The organism is Acetobacter sp. DmW_136, from assembly GCF_008690365.1.
Lineage (GTDB): Bacteria > Pseudomonadota > Alphaproteobacteria > Acetobacterales > Acetobacteraceae > Acetobacter > Acetobacter oryzifermentans.
Genome location: NZ_VHON01000024.1, coordinates 64928 through 84700 on the forward strand (window position 1 = coordinate 64928; position 19773 = coordinate 84700).

The 19773-nt window shown below is 53.1% G+C and carries 19 protein-coding genes; 14 read left to right on the forward strand and 5 right to left on the reverse strand.

All coding sequences use genetic code 11. The annotated features are described in order from the left end of the window. Positions 1–147 precede the first annotated feature (147 nt). From FKW31_RS08545 to FKW31_RS08555, 3 genes are read left to right on the forward strand one after another with little or no spacing between them, the layout of a single operon-like run. Positions 148–1011: an ABC transporter permease gene (locus tag FKW31_RS08545; protein ID WP_006115842.1), complete on the forward strand. Its 864-nt coding sequence runs from the start codon at positions 148–150 to the stop codon at positions 1009–1011. Continuing rightward, complete coding sequence (locus FKW31_RS08550) at positions 1008–1865, forward strand: ABC transporter ATP-binding protein (RefSeq protein ID WP_063354610.1); 858 nt, start codon at positions 1008–1010, stop codon at positions 1863–1865. The genes FKW31_RS08545 and FKW31_RS08550 overlap by 4 nt, the downstream gene beginning before the upstream one ends. Next, the gene (locus tag FKW31_RS08555; protein WP_081461423.1) at positions 1866–2216 is read left to right on the forward strand and encodes a YnfA family protein; all 351 of its coding nucleotides are present in this window, start codon (positions 1866–1868) and stop codon (positions 2214–2216) included. A gap of 4 nt (positions 2217–2220) precedes the next feature. On the opposite strand, the gene FKW31_RS08560 is transcribed toward FKW31_RS08555, so the two are convergent. The 4 genes from FKW31_RS08560 to FKW31_RS08575 form a co-directional block, all read right to left on the reverse strand. Continuing rightward, positions 2221–3282 carry a transporter gene (locus FKW31_RS08560; protein WP_035353675.1) on the reverse strand — a complete coding sequence of 354 codons (1062 nt, stop codon included), beginning with the start codon at positions 3280–3282 and terminating at the stop codon, positions 2221–2223. A 146-nt stretch (positions 3283–3428) separates the two neighbouring features. Next, positions 3429–3716, reverse strand: a complete 288-nt coding sequence (locus tag FKW31_RS08565) for a hypothetical protein (protein WP_150178322.1) — start codon at positions 3714–3716, stop codon at positions 3429–3431. Positions 3717–3892: 176 nt separating this feature from the next. Next, on the reverse strand, positions 3893–4963 hold the full coding sequence (hisC, locus tag FKW31_RS08570) for a histidinol-phosphate transaminase (protein ID WP_150178323.1): 1071 nt from the start codon (positions 4961–4963) through the stop codon (positions 3893–3895). Positions 4964–5065: 102 nt separating this feature from the next. Next, positions 5066–5638 (reverse strand): ankyrin repeat domain-containing protein, encoded by a 573-nt coding sequence (locus FKW31_RS08575; protein ID WP_063354613.1) that lies wholly within the window; start codon positions 5636–5638, stop codon positions 5066–5068. A 338-nt stretch (positions 5639–5976) separates the two neighbouring features. On the opposite strand from FKW31_RS08575, the gene tkt reads away from it, so the two are divergent. The 8 genes from tkt (at position 5977) to FKW31_RS08615 (ending at position 15277) form a co-directional block, all read left to right on the forward strand. Continuing rightward, on the forward strand, positions 5977–8079 hold the full coding sequence (gene tkt / locus FKW31_RS08580) for a transketolase (RefSeq protein WP_150178324.1): 2103 nt from the start codon (positions 5977–5979) through the stop codon (positions 8077–8079). An 84-nt stretch (positions 8080–8163) separates the two neighbouring features. Next, positions 8164–11019 (forward strand): bifunctional transaldolase/phosoglucose isomerase, encoded by a 2856-nt coding sequence (locus FKW31_RS08585; protein ID WP_150178325.1) that lies wholly within the window; start codon positions 8164–8166, stop codon positions 11017–11019. A gap of 21 nt (positions 11020–11040) precedes the next feature. Next, a complete protein-coding gene (gene gnd, locus FKW31_RS08590; protein WP_150178326.1) occupies positions 11041–12039 on the forward strand; it encodes a phosphogluconate dehydrogenase (NAD(+)-dependent, decarboxylating) in 999 nt (332 codons plus the stop codon). Positions 12040–12075: 36 nt separating this feature from the next. Next, positions 12076–12963 carry an HAD family hydrolase gene (locus FKW31_RS08595; protein WP_150178327.1) on the forward strand — a complete coding sequence of 296 codons (888 nt, stop codon included), beginning with the start codon at positions 12076–12078 and terminating at the stop codon, positions 12961–12963. Further along, a complete protein-coding gene (gene pgl / locus FKW31_RS08600) occupies positions 12960–13706 on the forward strand; it encodes a 6-phosphogluconolactonase (RefSeq protein ID WP_150178328.1) in 747 nt (248 codons plus the stop codon). The genes FKW31_RS08595 and pgl overlap by 4 nt, the downstream gene beginning before the upstream one ends. Positions 13707–13722: 16 nt before the next feature. Continuing rightward, the gene (gene rpiA, locus FKW31_RS08605; RefSeq protein ID WP_150178329.1) at positions 13723–14436 is read left to right on the forward strand and encodes a ribose-5-phosphate isomerase RpiA; all 714 of its coding nucleotides are present in this window, start codon (positions 13723–13725) and stop codon (positions 14434–14436) included. A gap of 10 nt (positions 14437–14446) precedes the next feature. Continuing rightward, positions 14447–15031: a gluconokinase gene (locus FKW31_RS08610; RefSeq protein WP_150178330.1), complete on the forward strand. Its 585-nt coding sequence runs from the start codon at positions 14447–14449 to the stop codon at positions 15029–15031. 18 nt (positions 15032–15049) lie between these two features. Then, positions 15050–15277: a hypothetical protein gene (locus tag FKW31_RS08615; RefSeq protein ID WP_006115827.1), complete on the forward strand. Its 228-nt coding sequence runs from the start codon at positions 15050–15052 to the stop codon at positions 15275–15277. Between the two features lie 21 nt (positions 15278–15298). Here the strand turns inward: FKW31_RS08615 and FKW31_RS08620 are convergent, their stop codons facing one another. After that, positions 15299–15511 carry a hypothetical protein gene (locus FKW31_RS08620; RefSeq protein ID WP_170315295.1) on the reverse strand — a complete coding sequence of 71 codons (213 nt, stop codon included), beginning with the start codon at positions 15509–15511 and terminating at the stop codon, positions 15299–15301. Positions 15512–15608: 97 nt separating this feature from the next. Between FKW31_RS08620 and FKW31_RS08625 the strand changes: the two genes are divergently transcribed. The 3 genes from FKW31_RS08625 to FKW31_RS08635 all read left to right on the forward strand — a co-directional run bounded on the left by FKW31_RS08625 (position 15609) and on the right by FKW31_RS08635 (position 19636). Next, a complete protein-coding gene (locus tag FKW31_RS08625; protein ID WP_150178331.1) occupies positions 15609–16631 on the forward strand; it encodes an ABC transporter substrate-binding protein in 1023 nt (340 codons plus the stop codon). A gap of 84 nt (positions 16632–16715) precedes the next feature. Continuing rightward, on the forward strand, positions 16716–18482 hold the full coding sequence (locus FKW31_RS08630) for a chloride channel protein (RefSeq protein ID WP_150178332.1): 1767 nt from the start codon (positions 16716–16718) through the stop codon (positions 18480–18482). Between the two features lie 122 nt (positions 18483–18604). Continuing rightward, complete coding sequence (locus FKW31_RS08635; RefSeq protein ID WP_150178333.1) at positions 18605–19636, forward strand: NAD(P)H-quinone oxidoreductase; 1032 nt, start codon at positions 18605–18607, stop codon at positions 19634–19636. The last annotated feature ends 137 nt before the right edge of the window (positions 19637–19773 follow it).

A 19773-nucleotide genomic window follows, 5' to 3' on the forward strand; every position in this document is an offset into this window, starting at 1 on the left:
GTCGGGAAGCTTTCCTGACGATCTGGCATAAAACTCATGCTGGTATTTATACCTCGGAGGTTTCTCATGCAAGAAATCGCTGTTGTTGTTCTTTGCCCATTATACTGCCTGTTGCAGAGACCGAATTGATCGGATAGGCCATAAAGCATGACGGCCACATCTGGTTCTTCCGCGCAGTTTTCTGGATCTGGGTTACCCACACACCCTAGCCAACCTTCGCGCTCCCGCCTTGTTTCTGCCTGCAATGATATTGCGGGCGGGCTACGCCTGTGGCGACTGGCCCTTTCGTTGGGCTGGCTAGATATCCGGCTGCAATTCAACGGGTCACGCATTGGCCCCTTCTGGCTTACACTTACTACCGGTGTCATGGTTGGCTCCATGGGGCTGATCTATTCTCAGCTCTTCCATCTGGTTCTGCACGATTACCTCCCATACCTGGCAATTTCGCTTATTCTATGGCAGGCGGGGCTTTCCTCTCTTATTCAAGAAAGCTGTTCTACCTTTACGCGGGCGGCAGAAACCCTGCGTTCGGTTAACATGCCGTATTCCGTGCAGGCGTTCCGTACCATGGTTCGGTGTGGGATTATGTTTGGTTACAACATCATCGTGCCTATTGTGGTATTTTTGGTGTTGGGCGTATGGCCGGGCCTTACCATGCTTTTAGCCATACCGGCCATTGCAGTGTGGTTAGCCAACAACGTAGCACTCTGCCTGTTATTGGGCAGTGCTTGCGCCCGTTTTAGAGATATTCCGCCTATTGTAGGCAGTATTCTCCAGATTATGTTTTACATTACCCCTGTTATTTGGGAGCCTAAACAGCTCGGAAACACAACATTCTGGCTGTATTTCAATCCATTTTATGCACTGCTAGAAATTGTCCGCCGCCCGTTTCTGGGGCAGGCTCCGGAACTCACATTATGGATGATTGCCGGAGGTTTCAGCCTCACTTTATGGATTCTGGCGTTATTCACCTTCTCCCGCTCCCGTAGCAGACTGGCGTTCTGGATATGACAGATTCTTCTACGCTTGCGAGAGCAAAAACCACCACTGAATCAGCCTCCATCAGCATTAAAGATCTTTCGCTTAGCTTTCCCATTTTTCATGGAGGGGCGCGTTCACTTAAAAAAATGCTCCTTAAGCGCGGTAAGTCTCTGCTAGCCAGTGCGCGCGGGCTTCAAACTGGAGGCGCTGTTACCCTTGGGCAAGGTGAAACAGGCACAGTTTACGTAGAAGCACTCCGAGATGTTTCTCTGAGTATCAAGGCTGGAGAACGCGTGGGGCTTATTGGGCATAACGGTGCAGGTAAATCCACTCTGCTGCGTGTTATGGCGGGCATCTACATGCCGGAAGCGCCAAACGTGCATATTCATGGCAAAGTGGCCCCGTTGCTGGATCTGCTTTCTGGCATGAACCCACAGTTGACGGGGCGGGAAAACATCAGCCTGTTTGGCCACCAGAAAGGCTTTCATTCCGCACAGATCAGCCAACTTGAAAAAGACGTAGAAGCTTTTGCTCAGCTAGATGACTTTTTGGATTTACCCGTAAGGCTTTATTCCACTGGTATGACCATTCGGCTGGGTTTTGGCCTTGCAACTTCCATTACCCCACAAATCCTGCTGATGGATGAATGGTTTATGGCTGGAGATTTCCACTTTCAGGAACGCGCAGAAAAGCGCTTGGCCTCTGTAGTGGATTCTACGGATATTCTGGTCATTACTTCACATGCGCTGGGTGTGCTGGAAAAATGGTGCACCCGGCTTATCTGGATGGAACATGGGCAGATACGGATGGATGGCTCGGTAAAATCTGTCATGGACGCATACCGTGCAGAGTCTGAACAAAGCACCCAGAAAGACCATTCCTGAATCATGAATGCACTTGTTTTTCTGCTGCGTTCTTTCGGTATCTATCTTCTTGCCGGTTTTGCCGAAATTGCAGGCTGCTTTGCCGTCTGGCTCTGGATAAAGGAAGGTCGCTCAGGTTGGCTGACTGTCCCCGGACTGATCAGCCTCTGCATATTTGCCTTTCTGCTCACACGTATAGATGAAGAAAGCGCAAGCCGGGCCTATGCTGCTTATGGTGGTGTTTATATTACGGCATCACTTATATGGATGCGCTGTGTAGAAGGCCGGACACCGGATAAATGGGAAATGACCGGCGCGTTAATCTGCTTACTGGGTGCTGGCGTTATTCTGTTAGCCCCACGGCACGGATAAAAGCTTAAAGCAGTTTTGTCAGCTTCAGCACAAACCATGTGCCAAGCATGATACCAAAGCACAGAATACCGGCAATAACCGTATCCCACGCACCGCCGGACAAAAACATACCGCCAGTGTTCATGCCGAAAAACCCGGTTACAAACGTGGCTGGCAGCATCAATGTTGTGCCAACAGAAACGATATACAGCCGACGGTTGGTTTCTTCCGCCTGATTAGATGTGAGTTCATCCTGCAAAGAGCGCGCCCTGTCCTGCAAGGCCAAAAGGTCATCCAGCGCTGCATGAACCTGCCGTTGGGAGCGATCTCGCAAATCATCCTCAGCCCATTCAGGCAGTTCCAGTTCCTCATCACGAAAAATACGATCTACCGGTGCCAGAACACGTCGCAATTCTGTAGAGCGACGCCGGGCGACACCCAGCAAGCCACTCATGCGGCCCAGATCTGTATCTCGATCCAGCATCAATAGCACATCTTCTGCACGATCCAACTGATCATCCAACCGTGCAAAATCACGCCGCAATGTATCTGCAAATTCCAGCAACGCCCGATCTACCACCTTGGCAGGAGAACGGGGAACAAGCCCACGCTGTAACTCGTGATACACCACACCCAATGCAGGAATAGGGTGCCTGCGCGTGGTGAGCAGCAGGTCTGGTTCCAGAGCAAACCGCCACGTGCTAACATTTCTTTCATCATCAGTGGATGTGTCATCAAACGCTGGCAGGGCACCAAAAACAATATCGCCCTCACTTTCCAGCCGCGTGCTGCGCTCCAGATTGGTCAGAACCTGACGTACCTCTTCTGGTAACGAAGGTATACTTTCAATCTGCGCGCGAGAAAGAGTATGGACAATATCAAAATGGAACCAAGCCCACCCATCCTCTTTCATGAGTTCTGGGGGGAAGCTTCCAGTTGTTAGGCGTTGCGTTACAACATCCCGCCCCAGTTCCACCGGCTCCTTACCCGGACGGCAGAAAATGGCCCACACCAAGCCATCACGCAGCAGGGTACCGCCTTCAGAAAGAAGATCAGGCAGGGCTCCGGCTGATGGTAGGTTGGGCATCACTGGTCTCCCTGCTTTCTTACGGGCATATCCCTAAGCGGGCTGCGTAATAAAACCTGTTTTTGGCGCCAGCGCCAGTCAGGTTGCATAGCATGGGCCAAACATTGGCAAAAGGCAGGCAAACCACCTTTTGCCAACACTTAAACTTATGATCGCACCCGCAAACCGCCGGAACGACGGCCAGAACTATCCCCTGCAGGGCGAGCAGAGCGCGCACCATCTTGCTGCTTGCGTGCAGCTTTAAGAACAGGTGCCGCTGTAAGCTCGGCTTCTAGCTGAGCAATACGCTTACGTATGCTTTCCTTAAGCGCCGGAGAGGTATGAGCCTTCATTGCCCCCAGCGTTTCCTTCAGATCGCGCAGCTGCTTCTGTTTTTCTGGCAGAGAACGACGAATAGGCTGGTTGTCAGACATCTGGCCACGATAAGCACGCATGAGCTGAACCTCATTACAACAAAAGAAGGCACGGCCAGCATTATGGCCGCGCTGCCTGCACAGTGCAGAAGTGACCTATTGAAACCTGCGCCAAACGCACATAGCCGGTCACCCACCGCAAAAAACGGCAGGCAAGCCCCCTATACGCGCAAAGAAAGCAGACTTTTAAGGTCTGATTATAGCGAATTGCTGCACAGAATATCCCGCAGCGTTGAAAGCAAGCTTTCACACTGCTGATCTGTGCCGACCGTAATGCGCAACCACGCAGCGGTGCGCTCACCCCTTAAGTGCCTAACAATAATGGCACGCTCTCTGAGTTGGGTGGCCAGTTCTGCTGCGTTCCGGTTCGGATGTCGAGTGTAAACAAAATTGGCTTTGGACGGCAAGACATCAAAGCCGAGTTTTTGCAGCCCATTTGCCAACGCCGTTCTGCTGGCAATCACCTTCTGCACGCTGGAAGCAAACCATGCCTCATCTTCCACCGCAGCCGTTGCACCCACCTGCGCCAGACGATCCAGCGGGTAGGAATTAAAACTATCCTTAATCCGCACCAGCCCTTCAATAAGTTCAGGCTGCCCAAACGCAAAACCAACCCGCAAGCCAGCAAGTGCACGGGATTTAGAAAAAGTCTGTACCACCAAGAGGTTGGGGTATTCCTTAATTAAGGAAACAGCACTTTCAGCGCCAAAATCCACATAGGCTTCATCAATCAGCACAACACGGTCTGGCTGAAGCTCCAGAAGTTTACGCACCTCCGCCAGACTAAGGGTAATTCCCGTTGGTGCGTTGGGGTTGGCAACCACCACACCACTGCATGGGCCTGCATAATCTGCAATATTTACCTGCATATCATCCGTAAGTGGAACCGTACGGAAAGGTAGGGAATAAAGGCCGCAATACACATGGTAAAAGCTGTAGGTTACATCTGGAAACAACAACGGTGCGCCATGCGCAAAGAATGCCTGAAAAGCATGTGCCAGAACCTCGTCCGAACCATTGCCAACAAACACATATTCCGGCCCCAACCCAACACGGGCACCTAAAGCTGTGCGCAAAGCCAAGGCTTCAGGATCTGGATACAGGCGCAACGTATCATTATCCGCTGCCTGAATGGCCTCCAACACGCGCGGAGACGGACCATAAGGCGATTCGTTGGTATTCAACTTGATCAGATCGGTCATTTTGGGCTGCTCACCGGGAACATACGGTGTCAGCTTATGAACAAGCGGGCTCCAGAAACGACTCATGCTACCTACTATCCAAAAAAACAAAAGCAGCCTGATGTTCAGGCCGCCTTATCCCTTCTTATCTGAAGGTGTAAAACCAAAATAATCTGCCAATCCCTTTATTCAGGAAAGGCTGGCAGCCACTGCTTTCAGTGCTTCTTCAAGAGCGGGTTTGCCTTGCCGGTGGGCCAGATCAATAGCGTTTAAACCTTCGCCATCACGCAATGTCGGGTTGGCCCCAGCTTTCAGCAACAGCAGAGCCATATCATCCCGCCCAAACATCACGGCAAAGATCAGTGGCGTGCGCCCAACAGCATTGGGAATATCCACCGCAGCCCCAGCTTTCAGCAACATGTTAGCAATAGGCATATCGCCTTTAAACGCCACACCTGCCAGCGCCGTGGCTCCTTTTTCATCCTGCAAATCAGGCTTTGCACCATGCGCTAAAAGTACGCTTACGGCATCCTTATGCCCATTGTAAGAAGCCAGAATAAGCGGCGTATATCCTTTTTCAGCCCGCAGATTCGGATCCATACCGGCCTGCAAAAAGCGGGCCAGCATATCTGCATCCCCTTCCCGCGCAGCGTTTAGAAAAAGTGCTTCAATCTGCTCACGCGTAAAGCCCTGTGCGCTACCACCGGTTGCCGGGGTGGCTGTTCCCTGCTCGGACGGAGTCCGGGAAGAAACTTCTGTCATGACTGACCTCCGGAAAAGAATGGTTTTGCAACAACGGTTATCTTACGCTGCCGCGTTATTTAGAAAAAGAACCATATCAGCCCCTTTGTCCATACCACAAACGCACAAGTGGCACGCCTGCTCCCTACCTTGGCAAAAAGAGCATTTCAGGCCCAAAATCACAGAGTTATGACAGCAGACCTGTTCAACATAAAAAGCTGCCTGCACGTCATCATCTCTTGCCGAAAAACGCCTAACCGTGGAATTGTGCGGAACTCTTATAAGGCACACCGCTTAGGGTGCTCATAACTTTCCGGCCATAATTCGTAATTACGGCCCAGTCTGGAGGATAGGTCTGCATGCGCGTTTCTCTTCCCACCCCTGTTCGCGCACCTGCACAAACGCAGGGCAGTGGCGCATCCAGCCTTGATACGCTGTGCATCAACACCATTCGCGCACTTGTCATGGACACTGTGCAGAAGGCCAATTCTGGCCATCCGGGAGCGGCCATGTCCATGGCACCGCTGACCTATACTCTATGGCAAAACCTTTTAAACTATGATCCAACCAACCCGCTGTGGCCTAATCGGGATCGGTTTGTACTGTCCATCGGACATGCCTCTGCCCTGCTGTACTCTATGATCCATCTATCTGGCATCCGGCAGGTTACAAACGGCAAGATCACCAATGCTCCTGCTCTTACAACGGCTGATTTAGAGCAGTTCCGCCAGCTTGGCTCCAAAACACCGGGCCACCCGGAACATGGACATACAACCGGCGTGGAAACCACAACCGGGCCGCTAGGCGCTGGCTGTGGGAATTCTGTTGGCATGGCCATAGCAGAAAAGTGGCTGGCCGCACGCTTCAATAAACCGGGTTTTGACCTGTTTAACCACCATATTTACACCCTGTGTGGTGATGGTGACATGATGGAAGGCGTAAGCAGTGAAGCGGCTTCCCTCGCTGGTCATCTCCAGCTTGGCAACCTGATCTGGATTTACGATTCCAACCGTATTTCTATTGAAGGCGGCACCAACATTGCGTTTACAGAAAATGTGGCAGAACGCTTTGCGGCCTATGGCTGGCAGGTTCTGGAACTGAAGGATGCAAACGATACCGCAGCTTTCACCCAACTAATTGCCAAAGCCAAGGCTGAAACCAGCCGCCCAAGCATTATTATCGCACATTCGGTTATCGCATGGGGTGCGCCCAATAAAGCTGGTATGGCTTCCGCTCATGGGGAACCTTTGGGCGCAGAGGAAGTGCGTGAAACCAAAAAGTTTTTCGACTGGCCAGAAGATAGCAGCTTCTTTGTGCCAAAAGTAGCGCTACAACATATGCAGGATGGCTTGGGTGCCCGTGGGGCCGCTGCCAGCGCCGCATGGAACAAACTGTTTGCCAATTACCATTCCTCACACCCAGCCCTGGCCGCAGAGCTAGATGCCATTTTCAATGGCACGCTACCAGAAGGCTGGGATGCAGATATTCCAGTGTACGAAGCCAGCGCCAAAGGTGAGGCCTCCCGCTCCAGCTCTGGCGCGGTGTTAAACGCTGTAGCAGGCCGGTTGCCTTGGCTGCTGGGTGGTTCTGCCGATCTGGCGCCTTCCACCAAAACGCTACTAAAAGGCGAAAAAAGCTTTCAGCCCGCACAATGGGGCGGAAGCTATGCTGGGCGCAATTTCCACTTTGGGGTGCGAGAACATGCCATGGGAGCCATTGCAAATGGTATGGCCCTGTATGGCCTGCGCCCTTATGCGGCTGGCTTTCTGATTTTCTCGGATTACATGAAGGCCCCTATCCGCCTTTCCTCTATTATGGGCGTGCCTGTTACCTATATCTTCACCCATGACTCCATTGGTGTGGGTGAAGATGGCCCAACACATCAGCCTATCGAACAGCTTGTGCAATTGCGCGCTACGCCGGGCCTGATAACGCTGCGCCCAGCTGATGCCAACGAAGTGGCAGAAGCATGGCGTTTTCTGATCCAGCACCGCACCGGCCCCAGCGCCCTTGCCCTGAGCCGCCAGAACCTGCCCACGCTTGATCGCACCCGCTATGCACCGGCTTCTGGCCTCAGCAAAGGTGCTTACATTCTTGCAAGCAGTGAGCAGACACCAAAGGTCATCCTAATTGCATCGGGCAGCGAAGTTTCTTTGGCTGTCGGCGCGTATGAAGCCCTGAGCGCAGAAGGTATTCCGGCCCGCGTTGTTTCCATGCCCAGTTGGGAACTTTTTGAAGCCCAGCCACAATCTTACCGTGAGAGCGTGCTACCCGCCGCTGTAACAGGACGTGTGGTTATAGAAGCAGGCTCACCCATCGGGTGGGATCGCTATGCTGGGCCAACGGGTGAAATCATTGCCATGCGCGGCTTTGGTGCCTCAGCTCCAGCGGGCAAACTGCTTGAAAAATTTGGTTTTACGCCAGAAGCCGTATTGGCAGCAGCCAAACGGCAGGCAGGCTGAACAAACCAGATATTTCACCGCGCGTTATATTACATCGGCCTGCCCGGTTTTTAATCGGGCAGGATGGAGAAAGGATAACCACCAATGACATCCTCCGCCACGCCAAGCGCCAATCCATTACGGGCACTCGCAAAAGCCCATCAGTCCCCCTGGCTGGACTTCATCCGTCGCTCCTTTGTGGAGGATGGTTCACTGGCGCGCCTTGTGCAGGATGATGACATTCGTGGTGTCACCTCCAATCCTGCCATCTTCCAAAAAGCGATGGGAGAAGGCACGGAATATGATGCCCAGATGCGTGACATTCTGGCGCACGAAATTGTTTCCCCCGGAGTGCTCTACGAAAAACTGGCCGTTACAGACATTAAGGCAGCCGCCCGTGTTCTGGCCCCGGTGTATGAGCAGGCTCGTGGCAAGGATGGCTTTGTAAGCCTAGAGGTTTCTCCGTATCTGGCACGAGATCTGGCAGGCACAACGCATGAAGCCGCCCGCTTGTGGGCGGATGTGGCTGAGCCCAACCTGATGGTCAAAATTCCCGCAACGCCTGAAAGCATTCCGGCTATCCGAGCCAGCATTGCCGCGGGCATTAACGTTAACGTCACGCTTATTTTCTCTCTGAATGCTTACAAAGATGTTGTTGATGCGTGGTTGAGTGGTCTGGAAGACCGGAAAGCCAAGGGCGGAGATCTCTCCCACGTTGCCTCCGTTGCCTCCTTCTTTGTCAGCCGGATTGACAGCAAGATTGATGCAGAAATTGATCGGCGCGTTGCTGCTGGGGATAAAGATGCCGCAGCCCTGAAGGCTCTACGCGGCAAAGTTGCCATTGCGAATGCCAAGATGGCCTATGTTTACTGGCAGGAAATGATGCAAACGCCGCGCTGGAAAGCACTGGAAGATGCAGGTGCGCAAACTCAGCGCCTTCTGTGGGCCTCTACCGGCACTAAAGATAAAGCCTATAGCGATGTGCTGTATGTTGATAGCCTGATCGGCCCGCAAACCGTTAACACTCTGCCGCCTGCGACTATGGATGCCTTCCGTGACCACGGCACTGTGGCTGAAACACTTGGCACAGATATCGCCAATGCCCGACAGGTGATGGAAGATACCCAGCGCCTTGGTCTGGATCTGGAAGGAATTACCAAAACCCTTGTAGATGAAGGCGTGCTATCCTTTGCAGATGCCTTTGATGGGCTACTGGGCTCTGTTGCTGCCAAACAGGCCACCCTTTTGGGCGATAAACTCACCACCCTGAAAACAAGCCTGCCAGCCGATTTTCAGGAAGCAGTTAACAAAGGCCTCACCGCCTGGCGCAAATCTGGCTCTATCCGCCACATCTGGGCCAAAGATGCTGCGGTATGGACCAATGGGCCAGAAGCCAAATGGCTAAACTGGCTGAATACGGTAGACGACCGCCTGCACCATATTGGGGATCTGGAAGCTTTTCAGGCTGAAGTGAAGGCCCGCGGTTTCCATCAGGTTCTGCTGATGGGCATGGGGGGGTCCAGCCTTGGGCCAGAAGTGCTGGCCATGACCTTTGGCAAGCACGAAGGCTTTGGCCACCTTTACGTGCTGGACAGCACGGACCCGCAGCAGGTTGCCGCTTTTGAAAAGAAGATAGATCCGCACCACACGCTGTTTATTGTGGCCTCCAAATCCGGCAGCACGCTGGAGCCCAATATCATGCTGGCCTATTTTCAGGATCTGGCCAAACGGGCACTGAAAGAAAAAGCGGGTTCACATTTTGTAGCCATTACAGACCCGGGCTCTAAGCTGGAAGCCTTTGCCAAGGCCGAGGGATTCTGGAAGATTTTTGCCGGTGACCCACAGATTGGTGGTCGTTACTCTGTTCTTTCTAACTTTGGCATGGTGCCTGCTGCGGCAGCCGGTGTACCTCTACGCTTGTTCCTTGAAGATGCACTGCGGGGTGTACGCATGTGCGATGGCAGCGTGCCACCCGTGTCCAACCCCGGCGTTTTGCTTGGCACCATTATGGGCGTTGCCGCCACACAGTTTGGCCGCGATAAGCTGACGATTATCGCCACGCCACAAATCATGGATTTTGGCGCGTGGATGGAACAGCTTATTGCTGAATCCACCGGCAAACATGGCAAGGGCATCATCCCCATTGACGATGAAACACTGGGTGGGCCCAAGCGCTACGGCACAGACAGGCTGTTTGTTTATCTGCGCCTCGCCACCGAACATCGGCATGAGCAGGACGAAGCCATTTCAACCCTGATTGATGCCGGGCAGCCTGTCATCACCATCAACTTCCATAACAGACGCCAGATCGCGCAGGAGTTCTTCCGTTGGGAGATTGCAACCGCTGTTGCAGGTGCTTTCCTGAACATTGATCCGTTTGATCAGCCAGATGTTGAATCCACCAAGATTGAAACACGCAAGCTGATGGAAGCTTACGAAAAAACCGGCAAACTGCCTGCAGAAGAACCTTTTGCACAGCACGGCCCGCTGGTATTTTTTGCAGATCAAGCAAATGCGAACGCCCTTAAGGGAGATACAGCAACAGCTATCCTGAAAGCACACTTTGACCGCGTAAAAGCCGGAGATTACGTGGGGCTTCTGGCTTACATTGAACGCAACCGTGAAACACTGGAATGGATCCAGCATGTGCGCTTGCATGTGCGAGATGCCAAAACCATTGCCACGGCAGCAGAATTTGGCCCACGCTTTCTACACTCCACCGGTCAGGCTTACAAAGGTGGACCCAACACGGGTGTTTTCCTGCAAATTACTGCGGATGATGCGCGAGACCTCCCCGTGCCGGGCACAGGTTATTCCTTTGGTGTTGTCAAAGCCGCTCAGGCACGTGGAGATTTTGACGTGCTAGCCGAACGCAAACGCCGTGCCCTGCGCGTGCATATTAAAGGAAATCTAAAAGAAGGCCTTGCAGCGCTTGCTTCCGCCCTGCATGACGCCCTGTAAAATATCAGACAGGAGAACATTATGCAGATTGGCATTGTTGGACTGGGCAGAATGGGCGGCAACATTGCCGTCCGCCTGACACGGCACGGGCACGACGTTGTTGTTTATGACCGCGATACCGCAATGGTGGAAAAAACCGTTGCCCGCGCAGAATCCGGTCGTGCTGTTGCCGCCAGCAACCTTGCCGATGTGGTGGAAAAACTGAACGGACCCAAAAGAATTGTGTGGTCCATGCTTCCGGCTGGCACCATTACGGAAGAAACCGTAATGGCTTTGGCTGGCCTGATGCAAAAAGGCGATATCGTTATTGATGGTGGCAACACCTATTACAAAGATGATATCCGCCGCGCCAAAATGCTGGCTGAGAAGGGCATTGATTACATTGATGTCGGCACATCTGGCGGTGTGTGGGGCTTAGACCGTGGCTACTGCATGATGTATGGCGGCCCGCGTGAAGCCGCCGATCATATTGATCCTATTCTGGCCTCTCTGGCACCGGGCATTGGAGATATCCCACGCACGCCAGGTCGTGATCACGCAGACCTCGACCCCCGTGCGGAACAAGGCTACCTTTACTGCGGCCCTGCCGGATCAGGCCATTTTGTTAAAATGGTTCATAACGGTATTGAATACGGCATGATGCAAGCCTTTGCCGAAGGCTTTGACGTGATGTACCGCAAGGACTCACCACTTCTGGCAGCAGATGAACGTTTCTCTCTCAACATGGCAGATATTGCCGAAGTCTGGCGCCGTGGCAGCGTGGTATCTTCTTGGTTGCTAGACCTTACGGCTCAGGCTCTGGCCCAAAATGGTGAACTTTCTGAATTCAGCGGTGAAGTGAGTGATTCGGGTGAAGGCCGGTGGACAATCGAAGCCGCTATTGAAGAATCTGTGCCCGTGCCGGTTATGACAGCCGCACTGTTCACGCGCTTCCGTTCACGCAGTGGCAATACATTTGCAGAAAAAGTGCTATCTGCCATGCGTTTTGGCTTTGGTGGCCACGTAGAAAACAAGAACTAACATAACATTTTAAACGCAGTGCAGGAGTCGGGAAGTATGACAGATAACGGACAGAACGGACTCAACCCGGGCCGTCCGCCTGCTTCCCGCATCCGCCTTGTTGTGTCTGACATGGATGGCACGCTGCTTACGCCGGAAAAACAGGTTACCCGGCATAGTATTGCCGCTATCCAGGCTCTTCAGCAGGCCGGTGTGCCTGTTTGTCTTGTTAGCAGCCGCCCTCCGGGTGGGATGGAAATGTATTTTGATGTGCTGGGCCTGCACACGCCTTATGGCGCGCTGAATGGCGGCACCATTTTTAATGCAGACCGCACAATCCGCTCTCGCCTCTCACTAGACCCCGAAGCTGTTCAGGAAACCTTGGATATGCTGAAGGTGCATGACATTGATGCCTGGCTCTTCCGTGGGCATGAGTGGTTGGTAACCAATGCAACCGGCGCATATGTAGACCCCGAAGCAAAAGCCGTGCGCATGACCCCTACAGCGGTGCCATCGTTTGATGATTACCAGCAGGATGTTGGCAAGGTGACTGGATCTTCTGCCGATTATGAAGCCTTGATGCGTCAGGAGCTGGAAATCGGGCAGTTGCTAGAAGGCCGCGCCAGTGTAGCCCGCTCCTGCCAATGCTTTTTAGATATCACCCCCAAAGATGCCAACAAGGGCTACGCCCTGCGCCAATTGGCCAATTTGTACAACGTACCCATAGAAGAAGTGGCCTGCATTGGGGATATGAACAACGATGTGCCCATGCTCTCCATCGGTGGGCTTTCTATTGCGATGGGGCAGTCAAAACCCGAAGTGGCGGAAACAGCTCATTTTGTAACGGCCCCGAATTCAGAAGATGGCTGGGCCAAGGCTATAGAACAGTTTGTATTGCCCCGCGTGGCTCCTCTTTCAGACACGGCAGGAAAGACAGTATCGTGACAGAACAGAATACCGCCACCGGTGCCCTGCACATTTCTGCAACACGAGACAGCCTGATGGATGATCTGGCTGACTGGCTTGTTAAACAGACGCTCCAGCGCCCGGAAGCTCCCTTCCGCATTGCGCTAAGTGGAGGCAGCACGCCGCAACATCTCTACCGCCTGATGACAGAAGAACCCTATGTCAGCCGCTTTCCGTGGCAGCGCATGCAGTTTTTTCTGGGAGATGACAGGTTTGTGCCGCACGACCATGCAGATAGCAATTATGGCATGATGCGCCGCCTGCTGTTTTCCCGCGTGCCTGTGCCCGCAGAAAACATCTTTCCCATGCCGGATAAAGGTACTGCGGAGCAAGCTGCCAAGGACTATGAAGCCACCCTGAAACAGATCTATCACGGAGATGCCCTTCAGGCAGGCAAACCCCTTTTTGACGTAAACCTACTGGGCTTAGGCACGGATGGGCACACGGCCTCGCTTTTCCCCGGTCAGCCGGTGTTACAGGAACGCACCGCATGGGTTGCCCCTTGCGTGCCGCCTGTTGCCCCCCACACGCGACTGACACTGACATACCCGGCTATTCATGCCAGCCGACACGTTATTTTTCTGGTAGAAGGGGCAGACAAGAAAGAAGCTGTTACCCGCGTAAGAGCGCAGGATCCTGCCTGCCCCGCCAGCGCCATTACCAGTGCAGGAAATCTGATCTGGTTTTTAGATCAGCCCGCCGCTCCCGCACCGCAGAACTAACAGGATACAAACAGGCATGACCGCAACACCGCCCGATCCCGCTGCAGCCTTCAAACAGCAGGCTGCCATTAAAGCTGCATCTCTTGTGCAAGATGGCATGGCCGTTGGCCTTGGCACGGGTTCTACCGCCAAATTTGTTGTTGCTGAACTTGGCCGCCGTGTGCGGGAAGAAGGGCTGCGTATCCGCGCCATTCCTACATCCAGTGTCACAGAAAAACAGGCCAGAGAAGAAGGTATCCCCCTCACCACTTTTGGGGAACAGCCAGAACTTGATATCGCCATAGACGGGGCGGATGAAATTGAACCATGCACCCTCAACCTCATCAAAGGTTTGGGTGGCGCTCTGTTATGGGAAAAAATAGTGGCCTCTGCCGCCAAGCAGTTTGTGGTGGTGGCCGATGCCACCAAATATGTAGACCATCTGGGTGCAAAATGCCCCCTGCCAGTAGAAGTTATTCCTTTTGGCTGGGAAAATGTTGCACGCCAACTGGGGGCACTGGGCGCACATGTTACACCACGCCGTAACCGTGATGCCTCTTTCTATCTGACAGATGAGAAGAACCTGATCATGGATTGCGTGTTTGGCCCCATGATGGAACCTGAAAAGCTGGGCCGCTCCATTCTGGAAATTGTTGGTGTGGTTGAACACGGGTTGTTCCTGCATATGGCGCGCCAAACCATTACTGCTGGGCCAGAAGGCATACGCATCCTCACCCCACAGCAGGATTAAAACATCACCCATGCCACAGAATGCTTCTGCCCACCCTACAGACAGCACACTCCCTGCCCAACCAGCAGCACGGGGTATTACCCGGCACCTACTGGTTATTATGGGTGTATGCGGGTCTGGCAAAAGCACTGTGGCTGAAGGGTTGCATAATGAATTGGGGTGGCCCTGGCTGGATGCAGATAGCCTGCATGCTGCCTCCAGCATTGAAAAAATGGCCCACGGCGTTCCACTGACAGATGAAGACCGCCAAGGCTGGTTGGCCCGTTGCCATGCCTGGTTGGCAGAAAAACAAAAAGCCGGAACGGGCGGTATCCTTGCCTGTTCCGCCCTCCGCCGCGTTTATCGTGATCGACTTCAGCAAGATGGCGTAAAGCCTATATTTATCTATTTAAGCGCAGATACATCTGTGCTGGCACAAAGGTTAAAAACCCGGGCCGACCACTTTATGCCTGCCTCTTTATTACCTAGCCAGTTGGAAACGCTGGAACCGCCACAAGCGGATGAGGAAGCGCTTACTTTTTCCGTGCTCCCAGAACCAGCAGAAATTATCGCAGAAATTCTAACACGCTTGAGAACTCTTCCCTTAAACATGTAAACGCTACGGGAGAAGCTAGTGGGACACAATTACGCCAAACCCCTTACATCCGGGCAAAAAATGGAACGCCTGTTGGCACGTATTCCCCCGGGTTGGCACATTGCGTTGGAGCGTCAGACTGGTGAGGCCACATGGCGTGCCCTTACACATGCCCCGGATAAAGAAGGAAGCTGGAGCGCACCTTATGCTGATCCAGCAGATGCATTGGAAGAAGCATGGCGCAACAATCGTTCAGTGCTTGTCTAATTTTTGCATGAAGCTGGGCCGCTACCGCCCTGCTTTTTCCGATGTCACCTTACGGTAGGGTTTGCCGGTTAGACTATTTATTCTAACCTTACGGGGGCGCTTGGGCGTTTCATCTGGCACAACGTGACACGGTACACCTTCAGCCTGCCGTGCTTTTGCAAAGCGTTGCGCATGTGAAAGTTGAGATGCCTGATAAAGCAGCTTGTCCCCCAGCATAACCTTGTGCTTACGCACGATAATTTTCCTCCAAGAGTTCACCATATCCGCACTAACATGGTGCTTGTGGCGCATCTATCTGTATCCTATCGTATATAAAAACAGGATACGCTCCATGCCTTCATTGCTGACACGCCTTTGTTGTTCCTCCCTGCTGATTGCGGGATTGGGCTCTTTTGTTGCTTCCTCCGCCATAGCACGCAGCGTTACGGATATGAGTGGCCATATCGTTGAGATCAAGGACGACCACCCAGCCATTGCAGACCTCTGGTTTGCCCATAATGAAATTTCCGTCATGCTGGGGGCCGCAGACCGTATCCGGGTTTCTGCCGAAAATCCGGTGGATAGCCCGTGGCTGTTCAAGGTGGCGCCTATCATGAAAAACGCCCATACGGGCGTGCGGCCTGATATCGCCAGCGCAGAAAATTTACTGGCCCTCAATATCGGTCTGGCTTTTGTGCCAACATCTGCAAAGGCAGAAGAACTACGCAGAATGGGCGTGCCCACTTTGTGCGCAGAATATACAACTCTGCCACAGATGCTAAAATCTATGGATATGACAGCCCAAGCGCTGGACACACCGGAAGCCACTCGGGTTGCTCAGTCTTACAAAGAGGACACGGAAGCAACGCTTAAGCAATTAAGCACCCGGTTGGCCAATCTGCCCGCCGCAGAACGCCCTCGCGTTTTGCATATTGCGCGCCTGAACCCATTGCAGATTGATGGTACAGACACACTGATAGATGCCTGGATACAAACTGCTGGCGGGCACAATGCTGCGACGGTCAGCGGCAACCATCGCCCTGTTTCCTTTGAACAAATTGCTGTGTGGAATCCGGATGTCATTATTATCGGAGCCTCCGCAGGTATGCCGGACGCGGCCTCCCCTCTAAGGTCTCTGGCTGCTTTCAAAAACGGGCGGGCATGGATAAACCCACGAGGCGTATTTGCATGGGACAGATACGGCGCGGAGGAGCTACTTCAACTTCAATGGGTTGCGCAAAAACTGCACCCAGATCTTTTTGCAGATACGAATATGCACAAGGCCACACAGGCCTTTTACCGCAAGTTCTTCCATTATCCTTTAACAGATCAGGAAGCTGACCTTATTCTGGCTGGAAAACCACCTGCTCCATAACCAGCATGCATCATATTTCATAAAAGTGCATGACACTTATGTGATGTGTTGGACGTTGGTCAGCCGTCCTGTTATGTCCGATTCATGACAGGACTGCTAGACCACCTGCGCACTCATAAAACACCTGCACGCCTTTTGCTAACCTTACGTGCCTTGGTGCGCACGGATTCTCTGTGGCTTGTTGCTCTGGCGGTTCTTATTGGTCTGCTGGCTGGCGGTGCGGTCAGCCTTATGACCAAAGCAACCTTTCTGGTTCACCAGATTCTGGCTCCCGGTCATTCTCGGCTTTCTGGCCTTCAACATATTACACCCCTGCATGCCCTGCTGGTTCCAACCTGTGGGGGATTGTTGCTGGGATTATGGAACCTTGCCCTTACCCGCCAGCGCCATCGGCCTGTAGACCCTATAGAAGCCAATGCCCTGCATGGTGGCCGCATGAACCTGAAAGACAGCCTGATTGTTGCAGGGCAAACTGTTCTTTCAAACGGTTGCGGTGCTTCTATTGGGCTGGAAGCCGGTTTCAGCCAGATTGGAGCCGCGTTTGGCTCTCGCATTGGGCGCAACCTCAGCATGCACCGTGCAGATATACGCCTGTTGGTAGGGTGTGGTGCGGCAGGCGCTATTGGTGCTGCGTTTGATGCCCCACTGGCAGGAGCTTTTTACGCATTTGAACTGGTTATTGGTTCCTATGCCTTTCCCCTACTGGCACCTGTGGCCTGTGCATCTCTCTGTGCTTTGGCTGTTGTTCATCTTGCAGGAGCTAATCTGCCAGAACTTTCTCTTACGCTGCCACAAACCATTCCTTCACTGGCATATCCGTTCCTCATACTGCTTGGCATTGCCACAGCCTTTATTGGCGTTGGGCTGATGAAAAGCGTAACGCTTACGGAATCCCTTTTCCGTCGTATTCTGCCAGCCCTTTGGCTGCGCCCGGCAGTAGGGGGGGTACTGGTTGGGTTACTGGCCCTCGTTTCCCCATCTGTGCTGTCTTCTGGGCATATGGCCATGCGGGAGGGGTTGATGATGCCTCCGGCATTGTGGCTGGCCATAGGGCTGCTCCTGCTTAAGGCCTTGGCCTCTACTATCTCTATTGGAAGTGGATTTCGTGGTGGGCTCTTTTTTGCATCTCTCTATTTGGGGGTTCTAACAGGTGCAGCCTTTACGGGGCTTACAGCACCTCTTCTGCCTCTGCCCATTACACTTTGCACCGTTGCCGGTATGTGCGCACTGGCAACAACCATTATTGGAGGGCCCTTCACCATGATTCTGTTGGCACTGGAAACAACGCACAGCGCCAACATGACGGCAGCAGTGGCACTGGCAGCCATTACATCCTCACTCACCACACGGCGTATTTTTGGCTATTCCTTCACCACCTGGCGCTTTCACCTCCGTGGGGAAAACATTCGTTCTGGTGTGGATGTAGGCTGGATGCGTACGCTGACTGTAGGGCAAATGATGCGCACGCAGGTTGATACCCTACCCGCTGAAACGTCTGTAGCCCAAGCACGCACGGCATTTACGGGCCGTGCGCCTCGTTACATCGTTGTGCTGGATAAGCAGCACCACTGCATGGGGTTGGTGGAATATACGCAAATCCAATCCATGATAACGCCTTCCGACCATCCCGTACAAAACCTTCTGCCACCGAACAGCATGGTTCTGGCTCCGGAAGACAATCTCTCCCGCGCTTTAGCTGCATTTGAACGCACAGGCTTGCCTGCCTTGGCTGTGACAGACACAGACCACAATGTGCTTGGCATACTGAGTGAACGCTATGTTTTGCGCCGCTATGCAGAAGAACTGGAACGCACCCGCCGAGAACTCGCCGGAGAAAAACACCGGCGCTAGCACATCACAAACCAGAGAAAACTGTTAATTATAGCGTGGACGTGAAGTTGCATACGTTATCCATACGGTATGCAGCCACGTTAAATGCTTTTGGTTAACCACTACAGACGGCGGAATTATCTATGCCTGCTCCTACCCTTCTGCCTTCCACCATGAAAGCCATCTGCTTTACGCAGGCAGGCGCACCCGATGTCCTGCACCTGGAAACCATTCAGGTTCCGCAACCTGGCCGAGGAGAAGTGCTGGTGCGCGTGATGGCTGCTGGCGTAAACCGGCCGGATATCATGCAGCGCAAAGGGCTTTATCCACCTCCGCCCGGAGCCAGCCCAAGGTTAGGGTTGGAAATAGCCGGGGAAGTTGTCGCACACGGCCTGCCACAAGATGGTGTCACAATGCCTGCCATAGGGAGCCGCGTATGCGCGTTGGCAAATGGGGGCGGCTATGCAGAATATTGCCTTGTACCTGCCGGGCAATGTTTACCTTGGCCAGAAGGCTTTAATGCCATAGAAGCCGCCGCCCTACCGGAAACTTTTTTTACCGTGTGGTCCAACCTTTTTATGCCCACCATGCTGCCCAAAGATGCACGGGTATTGATTCATGGTGGTAGCAGCGGCATTGGCACAACGGCTATACAGCTTGTTAAGGCTTTTGGCGGCACGCCCTTTGCAACAGCCGGAACGGATGAAAAATGCGCTCTGTGCGAACAACTGGGTGCACAGGCCATTAACTACAAGACGGAAGATTTTGCCGAACGCATTACTGAGCTCACCAAAGGCGAGGGCGTAAACGTTATTCTTGATATGGTGGGTGGCCCTTATTTTGAGCGAAATCTCAAAAGCCTCGCCTTTGATGGCAAGCTCATCATTATCGCACTGCAAGGTGGCGCAAAGGCCGAACAGGCCAATCTGGTGCGGATTATGACACACCGGCTTATTGTAACAGGCAGCACATTGCGCCCACGCGATAGCGCCAGCAAAGCCCGCATTGCACAGGATCTAAAAGAAAAAGTCTGGCCTTTGCTGACAAACCGCACAATACGCCCTTTTATCCATCAAACTTTTCCATTGGCACAAGCTGCGGCGGCGCATCAGGCAATGGAAGATGGACACCATTTGGGTAAAATTATCCTAACAGTCGATTCTCTTGCAGTATAAATTTGGTTTTATACTAAGGTACCCCTCAGGCGCTTTAAGCCAAGACCTTCTAGGCTCAGGACCTATTAATTTATTGAACTGAGCGAGACGTTGTGATTCACAGGCTTACCAATGGAGGTGAGGCTGTGAGTGAGTTG

What these genes read in the sequence shown, in the direction of transcription:
- hisC (WP_150178323.1), bottom strand. Translation starts at nt 4,963, where the DNA reads ATGAGTCGTTTCTGGAGCCCGCTTGTTCATAAGCTGACACCGTATGTT.
- rpiA (WP_150178329.1), top strand. Translation starts at nt 13,723, where the DNA reads ATGACCGCAACACCGCCCGATCCCGCTGCAGCCTTCAAACAGCAGGCT.
- FKW31_RS08550 (WP_063354610.1), top strand. Translation starts at nt 1,008, where the DNA reads ATGACAGATTCTTCTACGCTTGCGAGAGCAAAAACCACCACTGAATCA.
- FKW31_RS08595 (WP_150178327.1), top strand. Translation starts at nt 12,076, where the DNA reads ATGACAGATAACGGACAGAACGGACTCAACCCGGGCCGTCCGCCTGCT.
- tkt (WP_150178324.1), top strand. Translation starts at nt 5,977, where the DNA reads ATGCGCGTTTCTCTTCCCACCCCTGTTCGCGCACCTGCACAAACGCAG.
- FKW31_RS08560 (WP_035353675.1), bottom strand. Translation starts at nt 3,282, where the DNA reads ATGCCCAACCTACCATCAGCCGGAGCCCTGCCTGATCTTCTTTCTGAA.
- FKW31_RS08545 (WP_006115842.1), top strand. Translation starts at nt 148, where the DNA reads ATGACGGCCACATCTGGTTCTTCCGCGCAGTTTTCTGGATCTGGGTTA.
- FKW31_RS08565 (WP_150178322.1), bottom strand. Translation starts at nt 3,716, where the DNA reads ATGCGTGCTTATCGTGGCCAGATGTCTGACAACCAGCCTATTCGTCGT.
- FKW31_RS08575 (WP_063354613.1), bottom strand. Translation starts at nt 5,638, where the DNA reads ATGACAGAAGTTTCTTCCCGGACTCCGTCCGAGCAGGGAACAGCCACC.
- FKW31_RS08610 (WP_150178330.1), top strand. Translation starts at nt 14,447, where the DNA reads ATGCCACAGAATGCTTCTGCCCACCCTACAGACAGCACACTCCCTGCC.
- FKW31_RS08585 (WP_150178325.1), top strand. Translation starts at nt 8,164, where the DNA reads ATGACATCCTCCGCCACGCCAAGCGCCAATCCATTACGGGCACTCGCA.
- FKW31_RS08635 (WP_150178333.1), top strand. Translation starts at nt 18,605, where the DNA reads ATGCCTGCTCCTACCCTTCTGCCTTCCACCATGAAAGCCATCTGCTTT.
- FKW31_RS08630 (WP_150178332.1), top strand. Translation starts at nt 16,716, where the DNA reads ATGACAGGACTGCTAGACCACCTGCGCACTCATAAAACACCTGCACGC.
- gnd (WP_150178326.1), top strand. Translation starts at nt 11,041, where the DNA reads ATGCAGATTGGCATTGTTGGACTGGGCAGAATGGGCGGCAACATTGCC.
- FKW31_RS08625 (WP_150178331.1), top strand. Translation starts at nt 15,609, where the DNA reads ATGCCTTCATTGCTGACACGCCTTTGTTGTTCCTCCCTGCTGATTGCG.